The organism is Chlamydia suis (genome assembly GCF_900169085.1).
Lineage (GTDB): Bacteria > Chlamydiota > Chlamydiia > Chlamydiales > Chlamydiaceae > Chlamydia > Chlamydia suis.
In genome coordinates this window covers 125,051-141,520 of record NZ_LT821323.1, presented here as the reverse complement: position 1 = coordinate 141,520, position 16,470 = coordinate 125,051, and the positions used below count along the sequence as shown (strand labels likewise).

Genomic DNA, 16,470 nt, shown 5'->3' with positions numbered 1-16,470 from the left:
GTTATCCCCAACTTAGACGCGTTGAATATATTCACATGTACGCGTATCGACCTTAATAACATCTCCTATTTCTACGAAAGGAGGCACTAAAACCTCTACTCCAGTTTCCAACAAAGCTTTCTTAGCTCCTCCAGATAAAGACAAAGAATCTCCGGGGAAATCTGTCTTAGAAACCATTAATTCCAAGAAATGTGGCAATTCCATGGAAAAGACAATGCCTTCGTGCACCAGAGCAGAAACCGTTACGCCCGCCTTTAAAAACTTGGCATTTTCCTTCATAATTTCTTTGGGAATATAAATTTTATCGTAATTGCCTAGGTCCAAAAATAGGTACTCATCCCCTTCCAAATACAAATATTCCAAATTTCTTGGCTCAAATTGAGCTTCCTTAACCTCCTGGCCGGCTTTAAAATTTCTCTCGACAACTACGTCAGATCCCGCAGCCTGTAGAGCTACTTTAATAAAAGTGTCTCCTTTGTTTCCTGAAACTTTTGAAACAGAAACAACTTTATATAGGCCATCTTTTGTAGAAATAAACATCCCTACCGAGAGTTGGCTACTTAACACCATGTTCTTCCCCTTGGAGTAGCAAAACTTTTTCTTTTATGTTTATAGCGTCTTTTTTAAAAAGGTAGGAGGCCGCAACCAAGATATCTGCACCCGCTTCCCTACACAGTCGGGCAGATTCTTCGTCAATACCGCCGTCCACTTCAATTAGGCAGCTTCCCTCTCGTCCCAGAGTTCGGATTGCGTGTTTAACAAATCGAATCTTGTCTACCGTATCAGGAATAAATTTTTGGCCACAAAATCCTGGGTGCACAGACATGAGTAGAATGACATCACACAAAGGTATAAAAGCCTCAACAAACTCAATAGAAGTCTCCGGAGAAAAGGCGATACCTGTTTGCACGCCACATTTTCGAATATAGCTAAGAATCTCTTTAAGATTTTCTGCCGCCTCAAAGTGCACAATGATACGGTCTGCTCCAGACTTCACGAAAGCCTCGATAAACTCGAACGGCGAATATACCATAGCATGAACTTCAAGAAATAGATCTGTCGATCGATTAATAGCAGCAACGATTCCTGGGCCAAAGGTAATATTCGGAACAAAATGCCCATCCATAATGTCTATGTGGATAAGATCTGCTCCAGCTTCTTCTATGTTTCGCGCTTCTTTCCCCAGGCAAGCCAGGTCGGCTCCCATAATGGACGGAGCAATCAACACTCCTCGTTTTTTCATGACTTTTTCTCCGATTCCTTCTGTAGAGAAAACTTCCACAGACCATACTCCCGCAGTCTAAGAATTTTACATTCTCTACGATAAGAGGAGAGTGTACATTGGTAATTATTTTAGGGGAACACAAGAGTTTCTCTCCTATCCTATGCTGCTAGCTCCTTTTCCCCGCATTTCGCTGAGAGCAGTTCAAAACCTCTAAAACTTTCCTTGCGTTCGTGCTTGTTAAAAAATTTTCAATCACAAATGCGCTTTCACACAAGCTGTGGAATATCTCTGGATCGTTGTTTCAACAGCCCAAACTTTATAAAAATTTTTTCAGTTTAAAATAGAGATTTTACATAAAAATTTTTATAATCCGCTCACGACCGACCTTAAAATTAAAGAGCTTATGACAACGCCAACTCTAATCGCGCCCTCTTCACCTCCCCCTACCACACACTTCAGCTCTGCTAGTGATATTAAAAACAGCTCTTCTTTGCCTAAGCTTTCTTTGCTAGACACCATTCAACGAATAATGGCCTTTGTTGCCCTAGCCTTCGTCGGGTTCGTTGGCTTTCTAGCTCTTCTTGGGCATGCGGTCGCAATCTTGATCGCTCCTCAATTAGCTGTTGTTCTCTCCGCCTTGTTTATTCTTTCCTTAGCAGGAATCACTAGTTACCTATACAAAACAACCCCGTTACATTTGTATCAAGAGCTTCAAAAAGAAGTTGAGTCTCTGAGAGAAGTCAATTTCATGTTAAAAATGGTTCACAAAGAGTTTGTAGACTTATCAAAAGAGTTCGCAACAACCTCAAAAGACCTTTCTGAGGTATCCGCTGATTTCCAACAGTTTGTACAAAGCATGCAATCTATCCACACAGGTTTCGACTCCCTCCTTTCTTCCTATCAAGACTCTGCTGAGGAGCTTCGCAAACTCTTTTCTCAAGACACAATTCAAACTTTGAAAACACTCATTTCGTCATTAAAAGACGAAATAAAAGAACTCATCCCTTTAGCCGAAGAGGTCCGCCGCTTAACAGAGAATAAAGAATCTTTAACGCGAATCGTTCAGGATCTGGAGAAAATTCGAACAAACCTGCGAAACGACATTGACGAGCTGTCAAACATTTCTTGCTCTTTTAGGGAGCAGATTGCCACACAAAAAGCGGAGAGCGAGCAACTGTTGGCTGATATAAAAGAAGCGCTAAGCAAAGAAGCGCCAAGCAAACCCTCTCGCCCACCTCTTCCCAAAAACGGGTTCCCTCGAACCACGCCTCCATGCCCTCCGCGAACAACATGCCCCCCTCCAGCATCAAGCACGGCTTCCCCTTCTCCCTCGGAAAGTCTTCCACATCAGGAACAACCTTCGCGCCAGCACCCCTCTCTGTTCTCTAATTGGACTTTACGCGATTTGTTCACCAGAAACAAATACACTAAACTCTAATCTGATAAACCTCGGGCTCTCTTCCAAAGAGCCCTCAAACTTTTTCTCTTCCCCTATTTTTCTTTTTAACCACACTTTTGTTATAGAAGATGCGAATTATCAAGAATTTACAATATAGATAGGATTATGTCCGAACACTCTAACTCACAAAATAAGCAACAAAAAATTCTTTCCCTTCTTTGGCCTATATGCTTCATCAATACCGGCATCTCCTTCATTACACTCATGGTCGCTTTATTTGGACAAAACACTCTCGAACGTGAATTTGTTTATTTAGGACATCAATTCGTACAAAATGCGGCAGCGCTAGCAGAACAACAAGCTTCTTTACAACACCTCTTTTTGACATCCTCACAATCAGCCTTAGAACAAAAACCACTAACAGAGCTTCTCAAAGAAACTCAGTCTTCCTTAAACGATTGTTATCAAAAAATGCTTGCTTTTCGCGCAGATTTTACAGAAGAACTCTCTTCCACAATAGGCGCTACAAAAGATTTAGCTCTAGTATTGAGAGAAGGGTGCGCTGCTGTAACCACTGCAGCAGAACTTATGCTACAAATGTCTTCTAGACTCTCTTCTTCGGAACAAGAACATCTCACAGCCGATCACAACGCCCTCGATGGATAAAAAAAAAGAGGAGGGACTCCCCTCCTCTTTTCGCAGAAGATTTTTTCATATGTTTTTAACAGCTGTGTGACCGGGGACGCCCCTCCTTTCGAACTGCGCTACAAACATCATCTCCTATAGAACTCAACACCCCTCCTATAGAACTCAACACCTCAATACTGCTAGCTGGACTAGATTGTTTTGAAGCACTGATTTCCAAATACGGCCCATCACTCGGCTGTTTAGGTTCGGGCTCTTTTACAGATTCTTTTTTACATTTCTGAATCACCTCAGAGGCGTTTTTCACCAGCACTATGATCGCGCAAACCAAACCAAACAAAGCTGTTGTTAGCATCAAGATGTAGGGCAAAACAGATGTGGGTCCGCTAAACAACACACTAGCTGACAATAAAGCCAAAGCTCCAGAAGTGAGCGCGGCAAATAGAGAAACTACAACTAAAGCCGTTTTTTTAACTGAGGGGGGACAAAGTGTCGCTAAGCCTTTTTCCACGCCAGCAGAAATTTGTTCTTTCAGAGAAATTATTCCACAGTTCATTTATTCTATCCCTTTATCAACATCTTTTCTCATTATTAGCAGAATCGGTATCTAAGCAAAGCCTCTTTACAAGAAACCGAGAACAACTTCCATCCAGGATTTGTATCATTTGCGCACAAAAGAGTCACAGCGCATACGGAGCTTGCTAAAGCTGTCGCAGCCAATAAGACTAGCGGGCCTACAGGGGTAGCTCCGACACACACAGCAATTACCGAAAGAACACATAGAGTACCATTCAAAACTAGAGCCGCGAAAGCGGCTACCAGTTTAGCGACCCCAATAACTGTTTTTGCCACAACACTTATGGAATCACATCTTCCGTGATGACCCTCAACTAATCCATTGTCTATTTTCTCACTCCGTATCATCACGTCTCCTAGTATTTATTCAACTATAACAACCTCGCACTCTCCCCCGTTCTTGCCCTTAGTAAATATTACAGAAGGTTCAGGAGTCGCTGACCCATTCCCAAAAAGACCTCTCACCGGGCAGCCTAATCCTCCGTGACGCTGTAAAACATCCCAAGTGGACATACAAAACAACACGATTCCTATGAGCACAGCCATCATAGTAAGACCAATAGCCAATCCACTAACCGCCGCAGCTCCCGCCCCTGCAGCAGCAGCGATTCCTAAAGCCAAGCAAATAATTGAACAGACCACCCCGATACAACCAGCAGCTGCTTGTACTTTCTCATGCGTAGTTCCTCTCTTAACTAACGAGCAAACTGGGTTAGTTACTTTGTCCAAACAAAGATGGTTTCTGCAAACTTGTTTAATGCAATCCATAGAACCTCCTCAAACAACCCCTAGAACACTTTTTTTAATATATAGTTTTCCAATGGGGGACCTACGTTATCACACAGCCCCTTTTCACAAACACAGTTTCTGTGCCCATCACCATTTTTCTAAAGAGCTTCAGGTTGTTTTTTCGCCCCCACTTTGGCTGTTTTACAACATAGATCGTTCCAAGCTAAAATCTGTGAACGATGTAACCGCTCTCTAGCCGAAGTTTCCACGGTCAGCATCGCACCCATAAAAGCACTTCCTAAGAAGAACATTCCTCCTCCCAAGAATAAAGCCGGGACAATCAGTGATGCAGGACAAGCTATCACTCCCGCAAACAACAGACCAGCAACAACTAGAAGAGTTATAGCTAATATTGCAGCCAAGGCTGCCGTGATTAATCTTTTTGAGACCGGTGTCGACCGCTCGTGATCCAAACACCTGTTTAAGAGACTAACTCGTTCATTATGATTAGACCCAGCACTAAAACAAATGTTTACCATAAAAAATCTTTCCCCCATCAGCTTCTAGTTAAACGTTGGCTTAATAACAAACCTTCGATAACCAAAAACTATTAGATTCAAATTGTTTTAGGCATCTATTATAACTAAAAAAAATATTTAAATTAAACCCATTTAAGAGCCCCCGTTAGCTTCGAAGGGGTTTGGATCAAGATTTTTTTACAAAAACGACAAAAGAAAGCGGCTCAGTTTGGAGCCGCCAAAGCGATGTTTTTCTCTAGAGCTCTTAAAAGAGTGTACGAAGATGTTTCAAAGAGCAAGCCTTCCTTAGCTAAAATAGCCTTTGCTTGATCAAAGTGCTTCTTTGCTCGAGAATAATCAAGCCGATTACAAAGAAGTTTACAAAACTGCAGCCGCAAAGAAAGATCTTCCGGAGCCTCTTCTATACTTTTTTCTAGAAGCCGCACCCCCTCTTTTACCAGCCCCAACTCTAAGGTTATCGCTGCGAGCCGCAAACGCAAAGCCCCGCTTTTCGGAAACTTCTCGACTAGATCAAGAAGTTTTTTTCGATAATTCGCAGTTTCCTGCCAAGAGACTCCCGAATCCGCAAATAGCACCCCTAAAACTTCAGAAGAAATATATCCCTGTAAATAGTCATATACAGCAGAGCCTTTGCGAGTCCTTTCCGAAGAGTTTTTTAAAATAAACTCTCCTTCCTTCCTTTTTCCTAAAAGGATGTATGTGATGCCCAACAAGTCAGAAAGCTGCTCATCTGCTAAATATTGTTTAGCTTTCTCATAAGCTCGGGAAGCTTGAAGAAACTCTCCTTTTTGCAAAAAATAAGCTCCCCTATTCATGAAGGTTAGTCCGATCAATTCTGTTTGTGAACGCACTCGCAATTGCGACTCTTTGATACACTCACAATACCTGTCTGTAGGAATATGTCTTCCTCCGGAAGTCGTTTCAATGTTTATAACATCCTTATAACGCAAATAAATATGCCCCGGAGGAGTCACGGCTTCTAAAGAAAGGGTGAGGCGTTGCGCCAAAGCTTGGTAAAGAACCGCTGTTCCTAAGCACACTCCAAACTTGCTGTCTGTAACAGCTCCTAATTCAGAAAACCGACTTTCAAACATTTCTTTTTTCGAAGGATAGCGGACCCCTTCCTTTTCAAAAAGAATCGTGTTAATCGCTTCTATGCTGGCTAATTCGATTTGGTCAGATTCTGCATAAGCCGCCCTCACTAACCGCTCACGCTCAACATATGCTCGCAAAGCAAGAACATCTAAATACAAAGAATACCGACGCACCTTACCCTCTTCCACATCAGAATCAGCTAGCACCAACACCTTGGCTAAATCATCCTCTCGATTACAACCTAAAGAAACCCGAGGAAGAATTAGCTTTGAGAAAATGGCCTCTTCTTCGTCTGAAAAAAGATAGTTTGCGTTTTTGGACAACAAAATACACTTAGCAAAAATCAATAGCTCCTCTTGAGAGAGCTGCGGAAATAAAAAAAATAGGCGTTCAGCACTCAATGAATCTTGATTAGAGACAAAGCAAGCACAAATAGAATCCAAACAATATGGATCGACATTCCAAAAAATATGCTGCCTTTCTTTTGAAAAAACAGGCGCCTTCTCAGCCTTGCCTGCCGCCTGTAACAGCATTGGCAAGAGAAGTCCGCCCGTTCCAATAACGCGAATCCAGCGACGCATCCACACAAAACGTCCTATGTCCCAGAACTTGCCTTAATTTTAAAAACAACTACATCTTTAGCCATAGTGAGCTCTACTGCCATTCCCGATTTAATATCTCCCTTCAAAAGAGCTTTGGACAACATAGTCACTACTTTCTGCTGGATCAGACGTTTCAATGGCCGCGCTCCAAAAGCACTGTCATAGCCTTGCTCACTAAGAAATAGAACCACAGAATCATCCCAAGTTAATGAAATTCTTTTTTCCAATAAGCGCTGGGCCACCCGTTTCATCTGAATACCAACGATTTTTACAATATCTTCTGTGGTCAAAGGCACAAATGGAAGAATTTCATCTATCCGATTGATAAATTCAGGGCTAAAATAATTTCTTAAAGCAGGAGCAACTACGGATAGCACAGCCTCCTTGTCTATTATAGTTCCCTTCTTCGCGCAATAATCTGCAAGTTCTTGCGATCCAATATTAGATGTCATAATAAAAAGAGCATTCTTACAGTTTACTTTGCGCTTCTTACTATCGGTAAGAATCCCGTCGTCAAAAATTTGCAATAAAATATTAAAGACTTCTTTATCCGCCTTCTCGATCTCATCAAAGAGCACCACAGAATACGGCCTTCTTCTCAAAGCCTCTGAAAGACTACCGCCCTCTTCATATCCTACATACCCTGGAGGAGAGCCGATTAATTTTGAAACGGAATGTTTTTCCATATATTCGGTCATGTCAAATCGAATCATGGCCTCCTCCTTATTGAACAGGAGTTCCGCTAATGCCTTGGCCAACTCTGTCTTCCCGACACCTGTAGGCCCTAGAAAAAGAAACACCCCTAATGGGCGTTGCGGATCACTCAGACCGACCCGCGCCGCCCGAATAGAGTCGCTAACAGCCGTAATCGCAAAAGGTTGCCCCACAACCCGCTCTTCCAAAGACTCTTCCAAGACCAACAATTTTTCAGACTCGCCCTCTAACATTTTTTGCACGGGAATCCCTGTCCAATTCGCAACGACTTGTGCGATTAACCGTTCATCAACCTCTTCTTGCAAAAGGCGTCCATCCCTTTGATTCAAAGCCTCTTCGGCCAAACGAATTTCCTCTTCAAGAGAAGGAATAAGGCTATACCGAAGCTCTGCGACCTTGTTATAGTCTGCTGTCCGCTCTGCCTCCTCTTCCGCAAATTTTAAATTTTCTAAAGAATTTTTCTTTTCTTTTAACCCAGCAATAAGCCCTTTTTCTTCATCCCAACGCAACCGCAAAGCAGCCAGCTCTTCTTTGACACGATCGATAGCTTTTTGCATATCTTCAGCTTCTTCTTGATATGCAGGAGCCTGTTCTCGTTTAATCGCTTCTTGCTTCACAATCAAAGCCGATAACTCTCGCTCTTTTTCATCTATGGGCAAAGGCAAACTTCCGATCTGCATTCGGATCAAACTCGCCGCCTCATCAATTAGGTCAATCGCCTTATCTGGAAGAAAGCGATCTGTAATGTAGCGGTAGGAAAGAACTACAGCGGCATTCAGGGCTCCCTCTGTAATGCGCACCCCATGAAAAATTTCATACTTCTCTCGTAATCCTCGAAGAATAAAAACCGCGTCTTCTAAAGAAGGTTCCGTAACAAAAATTGGCTGGAAACGTCTTTCTAAAGCAGCATCTTTTTCAATGTATTTCTGATACTCATTCAAAGTCGTCGCTCCAACACAATGCAAAGTCCCTCGTGCTAAAGCCGGCTTCAATAAATTTGCGGCGTCCATAGCCCCATCTGTAGCCCCAGCCCCAACCAAAGTGTGCACTTCATCAATAAATAAGATGCTCTCTCCTTCTGAAGCCTCCACACCCTTTAACACACTTTTTAACCGTTCCTCAAACTCTCCACGATACTTAGCGCCGGCAATCAGGGCCCCCATATCCAGAACATAAAGCTGCTTATCTTTTAAGCTTTCTGGAACATCTCCTTGCACAATCCGAAGAGCTAGTCCTTCGGCAATAGCTGTCTTCCCAACCCCCGGTTCTCCTATTAACATCGGGTTATTCTTTGTTCGTCTGGAGAGCACTTGTATCGTACGTCTAATCTCCTCATCTCGCCCAATCACTGGGTCGAGCTTGCCTTCTCTTGCAAGAACGGTCAAATTTTTACAGTACTTCTCTAACCCTTTCATATTTGTTTCGGCGCTAGGCGAGTCCATACGACTTCCTTGTCTTAGTTTCATGATTAATTCTTTCAATGCCTCTGAAGAAGTTTTTATCGTCTTTCTCCACGAAGCAAAAGGCTCCTTAGCAGATCGCCAAAAAGCTAATAGTATGTGATCCCCAGAGAGATACTCATCCCCCATACTTCGCGCCTCTTCGTGCGCGTTAAGCAATAACTGCTGCAAACCAGGGGAAGGTTTGGGAATCGTAGTCCCCTCCACAACAGTTGGTTCTCTATGCAAAGCATCATCTACAGCAGATGCCAACAACCCGAGATTCCCATTCACATCTTTAATGACCAGACAGAACAAAGAACCAGGATTTTGCAAAAGGCTCTTTAGCAAGTGATTTTCCGTAACATAGGAATGCTTAGCATCCTTAGCCAACTCAAACGCCTTTTCCAAGGCCTCACTCACTGCATCTGAAAACTTTTCCATAAACACCTTCTTATCATAATTCTTGCAGAAAGACACCCATTTTCAAAAGAAGAGGCCTATCCATCATATGGATCAATAAAGTAGACCCATATCCATACCGCTTCATTCCCTTACAGTCAATAAAAGAGAAACAACCTTTTCGTTATAAAAATCTGCTGGCAAAAGGCTTGATTAGAAATCTTTATTGATTAAAACTGCCCCTGTTTATTGAAAGACGGCTACACTCTCTCTTCTTCTCTCATAAAAAGAGGGGTGGGGCAGGCTCAACTCTCTAGCCTAAAAATTCTTTAAGGAGACCTTCATGACATCAGCTACGCCTTCTCAAACAGCTCCACGCTCTAGAAAAGATGTTCCCTCTTCCGATTGTTGGGATGTGCAAAGTTTGTATGCAGATCGAGAAGCTTGGAAAAAAGATTTAGAAAAAGCAGGTGCTGCAGAAGCTCCTTTTTGGCCGCATCTTAATGAAAAGCATTTTCATATAGAGCAGCCCTCTTCTCTTTGTAAATTACTTACTACAGTCTTTTCTATTGAAAGAACCTTAGAAAAGCTTTATGTGTATGCTCATCTTACTCATGATGAAGATATCGCTAACCAAGAAGCTGCCGCAGATCTTAAGTCTATCACTTACCTACTTACAGCATTCGCAGAAGAAACTTCTTGGATTCAACCCGCTCTCATTGCTCTGCCTCAAAACATTTCTGATGCCTTACTTGCTTCTCCAGAACTTCAACCTTACCGTTTTTATCTGCAAAAACTATTTCGTTTAGCCCCTCACACAGGAACTTCTAGAGAGGAAAAACTATTGGCCTCTTCTTCTCCTGCGCTAGAAGTAGCCTACAAAACATTTTCCAGCTTAACAGACTCTGAAATTCCCTTTGGAGAGGCTACAGATTCTGAAGGAAAATCACATCCCCTTTCTCACGCCCTTGCCTCTCTTTACATGCAGTCTGCGGACCGAGAGTTGCGAAAAAGTACGTATCACAAACAATGTCAACGCTATCACGGATATCGTTTATCCCTCGCAAATTTATTGAACGGCAAGATTCAAGCCCACCTGTTTCAGGCAAAAGCTCGCAATTACGACTCCTGTTTAGAAGCCGCTTTATTTCAAAATAACATTAGCACTTCAGTCGTTACAACGCTTATCGACACCGTAAAACAACACACTCACCTGATCACAAAATATTTCCAGTTAAAACAAAAAGCCCTTGGCTTACCAGACTTTCATTTTTACGATGTCTACGCTCCATTAGTAGCTAGTGAAGCAGCTCGTCACTACTCTTATGAAGAAGCAGTCTCCCTAATTTGTGACAGTCTAGCTCCTCTAGGGACAGATTACGTAGAAACTTTACGCCAAGGCCTTACCTCTGATGGGTGGGTAGATAAATATGAAAACATAAACAAACGCTCTGGAGCCTATTCTTCTGGATGCTATGATAGCAAACCCTATATCCTTTTAAACTACACAGGGACTTTGTATGACATATCTGTAGTTGCTCACGAAGGTGGTCACAGCATGCATTCCTTTTTGAGTCATAAACACCAGCAGTATCACGAAGCACAATACCCCATTTTCCTAGCTGAAATCGCTTCCACTTTAAACGAAACTCTTTTGATGGAATTTTTGCTAAAAAATGCTCCTTCTAAAGAAGAAAAAATCGCCATTCTTTCCCGCTCTTTAGATACCATTTTTGCTACCCTGTTCCGACAAACCTTGTTTGCTGCCTTCGAATTAGAAGCACATTCTGCAGCCGAACGGGGAGAGCCTTTAACGGAAGAATTCTTTTCCAAAAGCTATGGAAGACTACAGAACATCTTTTACGGAGACTGCGTAGCATTTGATGAACTTAGCTCCATTGAATGGGCTCGCATTCCTCATTTTTACTACAATTTTTATGTTTATCAGTATGCTACGGGGATCATCGCTTCCCTATGCTTTGCCGAGAGAATTCTTGCTAAAGAAGATGGGGCTCAAACAGCTTACCTTACATTTTTGCAAAGCGGGGGATCTGATTTTCCTATCGAAATTTTGAAAAAATCTGGCTTAGATATGACCTCTTCCTCTCCTATGCTTAAGGCTTTTTCTTATATTGAACGAAAGTTAGACGAGCTTGCTAACTTGCTATAAATTGTTAAAATAGCAGTTGAGCTGTTCAACTGCTAAACCTGTTGCAAAAAAGCTAACGCTTTGCTATCGTCTCCCCTCTGAACGTTCTGTCGTTCAAATCCCTACGTTGATAGCGGAGAAAAGCTGAACAACGAGGCCTCATAGAATATGAAAGTACGAGGAGCTTAAACATGTCAGATCAAGCAACGACCCTCAAGATTAAACCTTTGGGAGACAGGATTTTAGTTAAAAGAGAAGAAGAAGCTTCTACAGCAAGAGGCGGAATCATTCTTCCCGATACAGCCAAGAAAAAACAAGACAGAGCTGAAGTTCTGGCCTTGGGAACTGGTAAAAAAGATGATAAAGGGCAGCAACTTCCTTTTGAAGTTCAGGTTGGCGACATCGTTTTAATTGATAAATATTCTGGCCAAGAACTCACTGTCGAAGGTGAAGAGTATGTCATCGTCCAAATGAGCGAAGTTATCGCAGTCCTACAATAAAAACTAAGAGAGTGAAGTAAGATTTAAGGAGCGCATCAATGGTCGCTAAAAATATTAAGTATAACGAAGAAGCCAGAAAGAAAATTCAAAAAGGGGTAAAAACCTTAGCAGAAGCTGTAAAGGTTACCCTTGGTCCTAAAGGAAGACATGTCGTTATTGACAAGAGCTTTGGCTCCCCTCAAGTAACTAAGGATGGTGTTACCGTTGCCAAAGAAGTAGAGCTCGCCGATAAGCATGAAAATATGGGAGCTCAGATGGTTAAAGAAGTCGCCAGCAAAACTGCAGACAAAGCTGGAGACGGAACCACGACAGCCACAGTACTTGCTGAAGCTATCTACACAGAAGGATTACGCAATGTAACAGCTGGAGCTAATCCAATGGACCTCAAGAGAGGTATTGATAAAGCTGTTAAAGTCGTTGTAGATCAAATTAAAAAAATTAGTAAGCCTGTTCAACATCATAAAGAGATCGCTCAAGTAGCAACGATTTCTGCGAACAATGATTCAGAGATCGGAAATCTCATTGCTGAAGCCATGGAAAAAGTGGGCAAAAATGGCTCTATTACTGTTGAAGAAGCTAAAGGATTTGAAACCGTCTTGGATGTTGTTGAAGGAATGAATTTCAACAGAGGCTTTCTCTCTAGCTACTTCACAACGAACCCAGAAACTCAAGAATGTGTTCTGGAAGACGCCCTTGTTTTAATTTACGATAAAAAGATCTCTGGAATCAAAGATTTCCTTCCCGTTTTACAGCAAGTTGCAGAATCTGGACGCCCTCTTCTTATTATCGCAGAAGATATTGAGGGAGAAGCTTTAGCAACGCTAGTTGTTAACAGAATCCGTGGAGGATTTAGAGTTTGCGCCGTTAAAGCTCCTGGATTCGGAGATAGAAGAAAAGCTATGTTGGAAGACATCGCGATCTTGACTGGCGGCCAGCTCATCAGCGAAGAGTTGGGAATGAAACTTGAAAACGCTAACTTGTCCATGCTTGGTAAAGCTAAAAAAGTCATCGTTTCCAAGGAAGACACCACCATCGTTGAAGGAATGGGTGACAAAGAAGCGTTGAATGCTCGTTGCGAAAGCATCAAAAAACAAATTGAAGACAGCACTTCTGATTACGATAAAGAAAAACTTCAAGAACGCCTTGCCAAACTTTCTGGCGGTGTAGCGGTTATCCGTGTTGGTGCAGCAACGGAAATCGAAATGAAAGAGAAAAAAGATCGTGTTGATGATGCTCAGCATGCTACAATTGCCGCTGTCGAAGAAGGAATTCTTCCTGGTGGAGGAACAGCTTTGGTTCGCTGCATCCCTACTCTTGAAGCCTTTTTGCCAATGTTGACTAATGAAGATGAGCAAATCGGAGCCCGTATTGTTTTGAAAGCTCTTTCAGCTCCATTGAAACAAATTGCAGCAAACGCAGGAAAAGAAGGGGCAATTATTTTCCAACAAGTAATGTCTCGTTCGGCAAACGAAGGGTACGACGCTTTACGTGATGCTTACACAGACATGCTTGAAGCTGGTATTTTAGATCCCGCTAAAGTTACCCGTTCTGCTTTGGAAAGTGCAGCATCTGTAGCAGGTCTGTTATTGACAACAGAAGCTCTCATTGCAGAGATCCCAGAAGAGAAACCTGCAGCAGCTCCAGCAATGCCTGGCGCAGGAATGGATTACTAATTCTTAAAAAAAGGAATTCAGAATCCTTTGAGCCTCGTTTTCTAAAGAAAGCGAGGCTTTTTTCATTTCCAATATTCTCCTATTCCTCTATCGTAAACATCTAGTGCTTATGACCATCTTGCTTATGTTTAAATTGATCAAGAGCGCCTTTTTTCTTGTCTGTTGTGTTTTAGGATACTTTTGGATGAAAAAAGAAAGTATTGTAGAACAGTGGCTATCCCAACAATTACGTACACAAGTTACCATTGGGAATATCTCTCCTAGGCTTTCTAAAACAAAAATTCGCCACTTGTGCATCCATAATCCCATTCCTTCGGACAAGTATCCCTATGCGGTAGAAGTAGAGTATGTCACTCTTAAATACTCTCTCATTACCATGCTTCTTTCCAAAAAAATCGATATCTCTGATGTTCTTTTCCACGGGACCTCTTTAACCGTATTCCCCTGCGAAGGGTCTGCGAAAACAAATTGGTCTTTCTTTTGGGAGAATTTTATCAATAGCTCTAATGATCCAGCACGCTTTCTACGGGGTGAATCCTCTATAGAAACGACTCCTGTTTTCATTAAACGCTGCCTATGCACAAATACTCGAGTCTGCGGCATTAAAAACAATTATAAAGAAATTCCTAATACCCCAGTTCCTTCTCTTGAATTCCGAGGATCCCTCTCTCACTCGCCCCTACCCACTTTAGGAGAGACAGCAAGATACTTGCTTTATCTCATCGTGGAGGAAAGCTGTTACCATGCTAATGTCTCGGGAGATATCGCCCGTCCTCTTGCCAAGCAGGCGCGAGCCTACTTTAACTCCTCTTTATCAGAGGACTCGTATGTACGAAAACGAGGAACCTTTTCTCCTAACCAAACAAACGAACTCGAAAATTTTATGAAAGAGTTGCTCTTTCGATAAGCTTCTTTGTCAAAAAGGATTGTCTGTATCAAGAAATACGACAGGACTTATACCCAAGCTTTTCAAATGCTGGGCAAGAGCTTTGGGTCCAACTTTTTCAGTAGCCGTGTGTCCAAAAGCTAAAAAATTGATGCCATACTCATATGCCAAGGACCAGGCTGGCTCATCAAAATTTCCGGTAATAAAGCAATCCACCCCCTGACGATGAGCTTCAGAAATTTCTCGATAAGCTCCGCCAGAAATAAGCGCTGCAGAAGAAATTGTTTCCTTCCCGCCAAGAGCCTTGGCTAACACGGGAGCGCAGTAATAAGAGGATATTTGAGAGATAAAATCCTGAATGTCTATTTCAGAGAAAACGCCCTTTACACCTAAAAACGGTTGTGAACTGCCAAACGGCTCTAGTTGCTCCCAACCCAAATCTCTAGCTACTCTCCAGTTGTTCCCTACTTCTGCGTGCGCATCTAGAGGCAAATGATAGGCTATCAACTGCATGCGATTCTCAAAAAGCTTTTGCATTCTTTGGTAAAGTATTCCTGTGACGGGATAAGACATTCCTTTCCAAAATAGTCCATGATGCACAAGTAAAACATTCGCTTCACAAGCTATCGCTTTCTCAATAGTGGCTAAATCCGCCGTCACAGCAACTGCTATTTTGCGCACCAGCGTCTGCGTATCTCCAACCTGCAAACCATTAGGTCCATAATCATTAAACTGTTCTGGGTGTAGTAGCTCATTCAAAATATTCAGAAGATCGGAAACTTTCATATTAGAAACCTACCAGGCTATATTTTCTAGATGCTTACAATACTCTGATAAAAAATCTTTTTTAATTCTACGATGTCCTGAGGAGCTCGGAAGATTTTTTAGCTCTACCAACGGATACCATTTCTGCTCAAATATAGGCTGTGTTGTGTGGAAAATATGAGGAAAAAGAGTAACTCGATAACGAGTAAAAACCTGCTTTTGCGCAGGGAGACTTCCCATAAAGAGGAGAGATTCACCAAAATCTTGCCGAACAAGAGCTGTGATTCTCTCGACATCACAACACTCCTTCTTAGAAAACTGATAGTAAGGAAACTCATATAAGCCAGCCATAATCTCTCCCCCCTCCCTTTTCATCATGAAAACTCGATCCTGGGATATCAAGATTACAACTGCACGAAACAGCTCCGTAATCGGTGCGCGCGCATTTTTAACTGGAAATCGCAACACCTCTCCTTTTTGATGTGCCTTACAGAATGAACGTAGTGGACACTGTTCGCATAAAGGCCTTTGCTTACAAAGCTTAGCTCCTAATTCAATAAAGGCTTCCGCTATCACTTCAGGCTCTTGATCAGGTAACAACGTTTCACAAAGCCCCGTGATCTCTTGCCTTGTCTTACAACGATCAATGGGTTGCTCTATAGCAAACAACCGGCTCATGACTCGCAAAACATTCCCATCAATAGGCGCTTTTTTTTGCTTAAACGCAAAGGCAAGGATAGCATTTGCTGTGTACGGACCAATCCCTTTAATAGAACGAAGAAGAGCTGGATCTTGAGGAATTTCTCCTTGGAAAAACTCCGTAATCATGCGAGCTCCGGCTAAAAGATTCCGGGCGCGAGAATAATAACCCAAGCCTTCCCAAAGGCGCACTACCTCTCCCTCTTCTGCACACGAAAGATCTTGTACGGAAGGGAACCGTTCCATCCATTTTAAAAAATATGGAATCACAACCTCGGCTCGCGTTTGTTGAAGCATCACTTCGGAGACCCATACACGATAAGGAGTTGGTGATTCTCTCCAGGGAAAGGATCTTTTATGTTCAAGAAACCATGAACGCAAGGCTCCCAAAGGAAAACTATTATCATCCTGGGAAAAAGCTGTTCTTATCATA

At 42.4% G+C, this 16,470-nt stretch carries 15 protein-coding genes and 1 pseudogene; 6 read left to right on the top strand and 10 right to left on the bottom strand.

The window, feature by feature from the left end; genetic code table 11:
• Positions 1-12: 12 nt before the first annotated feature.
• Both B6E89_RS00645 and rpe read right to left on the bottom strand, forming a co-directional pair.
• Positions 13-570, bottom strand: a complete 558-nt coding sequence (locus B6E89_RS00645; protein ID WP_035405668.1) for an elongation factor P — start codon at positions 568-570, stop codon at positions 13-15.
• A complete protein-coding gene (rpe, locus tag B6E89_RS00640) occupies positions 557-1,258 on the bottom strand; it encodes a ribulose-phosphate 3-epimerase (protein ID WP_172820142.1) in 702 nt (233 codons plus the stop codon). The genes B6E89_RS00645 and rpe overlap by 14 nt, the downstream gene beginning before the upstream one ends.
• Positions 1,259-1,628: 370 nt before the next feature.
• On the opposite strand from rpe, the pseudogene B6E89_RS00635 reads away from it, so the two are divergent.
• Together B6E89_RS00635 and B6E89_RS00630 are read left to right on the top strand one after the other, a co-directional pair.
• Positions 1,629-2,459: pseudogene (locus B6E89_RS00635) on the top strand (hypothetical protein); the annotation flags it as partial.
• A gap of 330 nt (positions 2,460-2,789) precedes the next feature.
• Complete coding sequence (locus tag B6E89_RS00630) at positions 2,790-3,290, top strand: hypothetical protein (protein WP_080132850.1); 501 nt, start codon at positions 2,790-2,792, stop codon at positions 3,288-3,290.
• 55 nt (positions 3,291-3,345) lie between these two features.
• Here the strand turns inward: B6E89_RS00630 and B6E89_RS00625 are convergent, their stop codons facing one another.
• From B6E89_RS00625 to B6E89_RS00600, 6 genes are all read right to left on the bottom strand, one after another.
• Positions 3,346-3,825 carry a hypothetical protein gene (locus tag B6E89_RS00625; protein WP_080123506.1) on the bottom strand — a complete coding sequence of 160 codons (480 nt, stop codon included), beginning with the start codon at positions 3,823-3,825 and terminating at the stop codon, positions 3,346-3,348.
• Positions 3,826-3,860: 35 nt separating this feature from the next.
• On the bottom strand, positions 3,861-4,193 hold the full coding sequence (incF, locus tag B6E89_RS00620; protein WP_162533491.1) for an inclusion membrane protein IncF: 333 nt from the start codon (positions 4,191-4,193) through the stop codon (positions 3,861-3,863).
• Between the two features lie 15 nt (positions 4,194-4,208).
• Positions 4,209-4,613 (bottom strand): inclusion membrane protein IncE, encoded by a 405-nt coding sequence (gene incE, locus B6E89_RS00615; RefSeq protein WP_080122896.1) that lies wholly within the window; start codon positions 4,611-4,613, stop codon positions 4,209-4,211.
• A 119-nt stretch (positions 4,614-4,732) separates the two neighbouring features.
• Positions 4,733-5,113, bottom strand: coding sequence for an inclusion membrane protein IncD (gene incD / locus B6E89_RS00610; protein ID WP_080133251.1), 381 nt, complete (start codon positions 5,111-5,113; stop codon positions 4,733-4,735).
• Between the two features lie 203 nt (positions 5,114-5,316).
• Complete coding sequence (locus B6E89_RS00605; RefSeq protein ID WP_231909335.1) at positions 5,317-6,777, bottom strand: transglutaminase family protein; 1,461 nt, start codon at positions 6,775-6,777, stop codon at positions 5,317-5,319.
• 26 nt (positions 6,778-6,803) lie between these two features.
• On the bottom strand, positions 6,804-9,407 hold the full coding sequence (locus B6E89_RS00600; protein WP_035405659.1) for an ATP-dependent Clp protease ATP-binding subunit: 2,604 nt from the start codon (positions 9,405-9,407) through the stop codon (positions 6,804-6,806).
• 301 nt (positions 9,408-9,708) lie between these two features.
• On the opposite strand from B6E89_RS00600, the gene pepF reads away from it, so the two are divergent.
• The 4 genes from pepF (at position 9,709) to B6E89_RS00580 (ending at position 14,594) form a co-directional block, all read left to right on the top strand.
• Positions 9,709-11,535 (top strand): oligoendopeptidase F, encoded by a 1,827-nt coding sequence (pepF, locus tag B6E89_RS00595; protein WP_080132848.1) that lies wholly within the window; start codon positions 9,709-9,711, stop codon positions 11,533-11,535.
• A 170-nt stretch (positions 11,536-11,705) separates the two neighbouring features.
• The gene (locus B6E89_RS00590) at positions 11,706-12,014 is read left to right on the top strand and encodes a co-chaperone GroES (RefSeq protein ID WP_009872382.1); all 309 of its coding nucleotides are present in this window, start codon (positions 11,706-11,708) and stop codon (positions 12,012-12,014) included.
• 38 nt (positions 12,015-12,052) lie between these two features.
• The gene (groL, locus tag B6E89_RS00585; protein ID WP_080126522.1) at positions 12,053-13,687 is read left to right on the top strand and encodes a chaperonin GroEL; all 1,635 of its coding nucleotides are present in this window, start codon (positions 12,053-12,055) and stop codon (positions 13,685-13,687) included.
• Between the two features lie 124 nt (positions 13,688-13,811).
• Positions 13,812-14,594 carry a hypothetical protein gene (locus tag B6E89_RS00580; RefSeq protein WP_080132769.1) on the top strand — a complete coding sequence of 261 codons (783 nt, stop codon included), beginning with the start codon at positions 13,812-13,814 and terminating at the stop codon, positions 14,592-14,594.
• 9 nt (positions 14,595-14,603) lie between these two features.
• Here B6E89_RS00580 and B6E89_RS00575 read toward each other — a convergent pair whose 3' ends face one another.
• Positions 14,604-15,359 (bottom strand): Nif3-like dinuclear metal center hexameric protein, encoded by a 756-nt coding sequence (locus B6E89_RS00575; RefSeq protein WP_080132846.1) that lies wholly within the window; start codon positions 15,357-15,359, stop codon positions 14,604-14,606.
• A gap of 9 nt (positions 15,360-15,368) precedes the next feature.
• On the bottom strand, positions 15,369-16,469 hold the full coding sequence (mutY, locus tag B6E89_RS00570; protein WP_080132844.1) for an A/G-specific adenine glycosylase: 1,101 nt from the start codon (positions 16,467-16,469) through the stop codon (positions 15,369-15,371).
• Between the last annotated feature and the right edge of the window lies 1 nt (position 16,470).